Origin of the sequence: Pseudomonas sp. IT-P74 (genome assembly GCF_949768175.1) — a bacterium.
In the GTDB taxonomy this organism is placed as follows: domain Bacteria; phylum Pseudomonadota; class Gammaproteobacteria; order Pseudomonadales; family Pseudomonadaceae; genus Aquipseudomonas.
The window spans coordinates 1-3,990 of record NZ_CATKQD010000025.1; the positions used below are offsets into that span (position 1 = coordinate 1).

4 protein-coding genes are annotated in these 3,990 nt (G+C 58.1%); 1 reads left to right on the top strand and 3 read right to left on the bottom strand.

Annotated elements, in window-relative coordinates:
- Nucleotides 1-124: 124 nt before the first annotated feature.
- Nucleotides 125-1,345 (bottom strand): CaiB/BaiF CoA transferase family protein, encoded by a 1,221-nt coding sequence (locus tag ACM6J5_RS16270; RefSeq protein WP_414928963.1) that lies wholly within the window; start codon nucleotides 1,343-1,345, stop codon nucleotides 125-127.
- Between the two features lie 11 nt (nucleotides 1,346-1,356).
- Complete coding sequence (locus tag ACM6J5_RS16275) at nucleotides 1,357-2,538, bottom strand: acyl-CoA dehydrogenase (RefSeq protein ID WP_095946414.1); 1,182 nt, start codon at nucleotides 2,536-2,538, stop codon at nucleotides 1,357-1,359.
- Nucleotides 2,539-2,695: 157 nt separating this feature from the next.
- Between ACM6J5_RS16275 and ACM6J5_RS16280 the strand changes: the two genes are divergently transcribed.
- The gene (locus tag ACM6J5_RS16280; protein ID WP_095946415.1) at nucleotides 2,696-3,595 is read left to right on the top strand and encodes a LysR family transcriptional regulator; all 900 of its coding nucleotides are present in this window, start codon (nucleotides 2,696-2,698) and stop codon (nucleotides 3,593-3,595) included.
- Between the two features lie 38 nt (nucleotides 3,596-3,633).
- Here ACM6J5_RS16280 and ACM6J5_RS16285 read toward each other — a convergent pair.
- Nucleotides 3,634-3,990, bottom strand: a 357-nt coding sequence (locus ACM6J5_RS16285) for a hypothetical protein (protein WP_414928964.1), incomplete at its 5' end; no start/stop codon positions are given.

Genomic DNA, 3,990 nt, shown 5'->3' on the forward strand with positions numbered 1-3,990 from the left:
TTTGAAATCTGCCGTCAAGCACTGATTTAGGTTTTCTATCAATATGCTGCACAAAGCAGCAACCCCCCCCCAAAAGGAGCCTATATAGAGGAGCCGAAACTCTCCTCTATATAGAAGAGACCTATCAGAGAACGCCAGAAGCCTTGAATGCGGACACCGCCCCGGCATCCAGGCCCAACACCCGCTGCAAAACCTCCAGTGTGTGCTCGCCCAGCAGAGGAGGCGCAAAACGGTACTCCACCGGCGTTTCAGACAGTCGAATCGGGCTCGCCACCTGAGGCACCCTCCCGGCCAGCGCATGCGGCAGCTCGATAGCCAACCCGCGCGCCTTGACCTGAGGGTCGGCAAACATCTGCGCCACGTCATTGATAGGCCCGCAGGGCACGCCAGCCCGCTCCAGTTGCGCCACCCATTCAGCGGTCGTCTTGAACACCGTCGCCTGGCGGATCAGCGGGATCAGTACTGCCCTGTTTGCCACCCGCAGCTTGTTGGTCGCAAAACGCGGATCGTCCGCCCACTGCGGCTGCCCGGCCACTTCCGCGAATTTGCGAAACTGCCCATCGTTCCCGACGGTAAGGATAAAATCGCCATCCGCCGTAGGAAAATCCTGATAAGGCACGATGTTCGGATGAGCATTACCCAGGCGTTTAGGCGCATTGCCTGTCGTCAGGTAGTTCATAGCCTGGTTGGCCAGACAAGCCACCTGCACGTCCAGCAGAGCCATATCGATATGCTGCCCCCCGCCATCGTGATCCCGATGCGCAAGCGCTGCGAGGATCGCGACAGTCGAATACAGCCCGGTCAGGATGTCCGTCAGCGCCACGCCAACCTTCACCGGCCCCGCGCCTTCTTCGCCTTCAGGTCGCCCCGTGAGGCTCATGAGGCCGCCCAGCCCCTGGATCATGAAGTCATAACCCGCACGCTTGGCGTAAGGACCGGTCTGGCCGAACCCGGTGATCGAGCAATAGATCAGATCCGGATTGATCGCCTTCAGCGATTCATAGTCCAGACCATAAGCCGCCAGACCGCCGACCTTGAAGTTCTCGATCAGGATGTCCGACCTGGCCGCCAGTTCACGCACCAGCTTCTGCCCTTCAGGGCGAGTGAAGTCGATGGTGACCGATTGTTTGTTGCGATTGGCCGACAAGTAATAGGCGGCCTCGCTGGTGTTCTCGCCATAAGCGTCTTTAAGGAACGGCGGTCCCCAGGCGCGCGTGTCATCGCCGTTACCCGGACGCTCGACCTTGATCACTTCAGCGCCAAGGTCGGCCAGGATCTGCCCGGCCCAAGGTCCGGCCAGCACCCGCGATAAATCCAGTACCCGTAGATGCGATAGCGCGCCCATGGACGTTCTCCTTAATAGAACGCCTGGAGGCCGGTTTGCGCACGACCGAGGATCAGTGCATGGACGTCGTGCGTACCTTCATAGGTGTTCACCACTTCCAGGTTGACCAGGTGACGCGCGACACCGAATTCATCGGAGATGCCGTTGCCGCCCAACATATCGCGAGCCATGCGCGCGATATCCAGGGACTTGCCGCAAGAGTTGCGCTTCATCATCGAAGTGATTTCGACAGCAGCAGTCCCTTCGTCCTTCATACGACCCAGACGCAGGCAGCCTTGCAGCGCCATGGTGATTTCAGTCTGCATATCGGCCAGCTTCTTCTGGATCAACTGGGTAGCGGCCAGCGGGCGACCAAACTGTTGACGATCCAGGGTGTACTGGCGAGCGGTGTGCCAGCAGAACTCGGCCGCGCCCAGCGCACCCCACGAGATGCCGTAACGTGCAGAATTGAGGCAAGTGAAAGGACCTTTCAGACCACGGACGTCCGGGAAGATGTTCTCTTCCGGCACAAACACGTTGTCCATCACGATTTCACCGGTGATCGATGCCCGCAGGCCCACCTTGCCGTGAATCGCCGGAGCGCTCAGGCCTTTCCAGCCTTTCTCCAGAACGAAGCCGCGGATGTCGCCGGCATCGTCCTTGGCCCAGACCACGAACACATCGGCGATCGGGCTGTTGGTGATCCACATCTTGTTGCCGGTGAGGCTGTAGCCACCTTCCACTTTACGCGCACGAGAAATCATCGCGCCCGGATCGGAGCCGTGGTTAGGCTCGGTCAGACCGAAGCAGCCGATCCACTCGCCCGACGCCAGTTTCGGCAGGTACTTCTGCTTCTGCGCCTCGGTACCGAATTCATTGATTGGCACCATCACCAGCGAGGACTGCACGCTCATCATCGAGCGATAGCCGGAGTCGATGCGCTCGACCTCTCGGGCGATCAGGCCGTAACTGACATAGTTCAGGCCGCTGCCACCGTACTGCTCGGGGATGGTTGCACCCAACAGGCCGACTTCGCCCATTTCGCGGAAGATCGCCGGATCGGTCTTCTCATGACGGAAAGCTTCAAGAATGCGCGGCGCAAGGCTCTGCTGAGCAAACTGCGCAGCCGTGTCGCGAATCATGCGTTCTTCTTCAGTGAGCTGTTGATCCAGCAGCAGGGGATCGATCCAGTTGAAGCTAGCTTTACCGCCCATGAGTGTGTCCTCTCGAATCGGGTCAAATAACGTGGACTGATCCTAGGCCCGGATCGGTGCCACGGCAAACGAGGATTTTGCATACTGTTGTGCTATTTTCTCACTCCGAAACGTCGTGAAAGAGCCTTTATGCGATGTATTAGTGAGGTTGACGTACATGCGCAGAAAGATACCCAGCACCACCGCCCTGATCAGCTTCGAGGCCGCAGCGCGCCACGAGAGCTTCACCAAGGCCGCCCAGGAACTGTCGCTGACCCAAGGGGCGATTTGCCGACAGATCGCCAGCCTTGAAGAGTTCCTCAGCGTGGAACTGTTCCGACGCTCGCGGCGCGGGGTCAAGCTGACGGAAGCCGGACTCTCCTACAGCCGTCGAGTGGCCACTCAACTCGATGCCGTTGAGCGCGACACCTTGTCCGTGATGGGCCAGCAAGGCACCAACGTGATCGAGCTGGCCGTGGTTCCGACCTTCGGCACCCAATGGCTGTTGCCGCGACTTAAAGATTTCCAGCAAAAACACCCGGAAGTAACGGTCAACCTGACCAACCGCACGCGCCCGTTCCTGTTCGCCGACACGGATTTCGACGCCGCCATCTACTTCGGTGACGCAGATTGGTCGGGTACAGAATCCCACAGACTGATGGGTGAAAATCCGATGCCCGTTTGTAGCCCCAACCTGCTCGGAAACAAGACCGGTCTGACACCCGACGAAATTGCCGACTTACCTCTCCTGCAACAAACCACCCGCCCTTATGCCTGGCGCCAATGGTTCGACTCCCAACACCTGAATGTCCCGCGAGACATGACAGGCCCCCGCTACGAGCTATTTTCCATGCTCGCCCAGGCAGCCATGCACGACATGGGCATCGCCCTGATCCCGCCGTTCCTGATTCAAAGGGAGTTGAAAGAGAAACGCTTGGTGATCGCCAACCCGCAAGCACTGTCCAGCATCAAGGCTTATTACCTGATGATTCCTGAGCGAAAGGTCGAATCCGCATCATTAAGGGCATTTCGAGACTGGCTGGTAAATCAGGCGCACAGCTACAGCCTAGAGGGATAAAGGCTCTCAAAGCTTACTTGACCCCGTAGTCAGCTAAATTAAAGCCCTACAGATATACGTATTTGTCGCATAACAGCAAACTGTATCGAGAAGTCGTACAAACGTCCCACAAGCGCCTGATGACGCGGCTTTGCGCCACTATTTCTAGGCGATGCCGCATCATTCATACGGCCGATGTGTAAATTCTTCAATTTCGGCCAGAATCCTTGAAAAGCACGGTCTGCAAGGGATTGAGGCAGTTGGTTGCGACATTCGGTCACGGGGTGACTTGTAGTTAATTTTCCGTCACCCGTCATAATCCCTTGAAGGGCACAAAGTTCGCCTGCAAAATGCCGCGCCCCGCCCTGATTTGGCGGGATCGTGCTGATCGGCCGCCCCAGCCGCACCATCCGTAG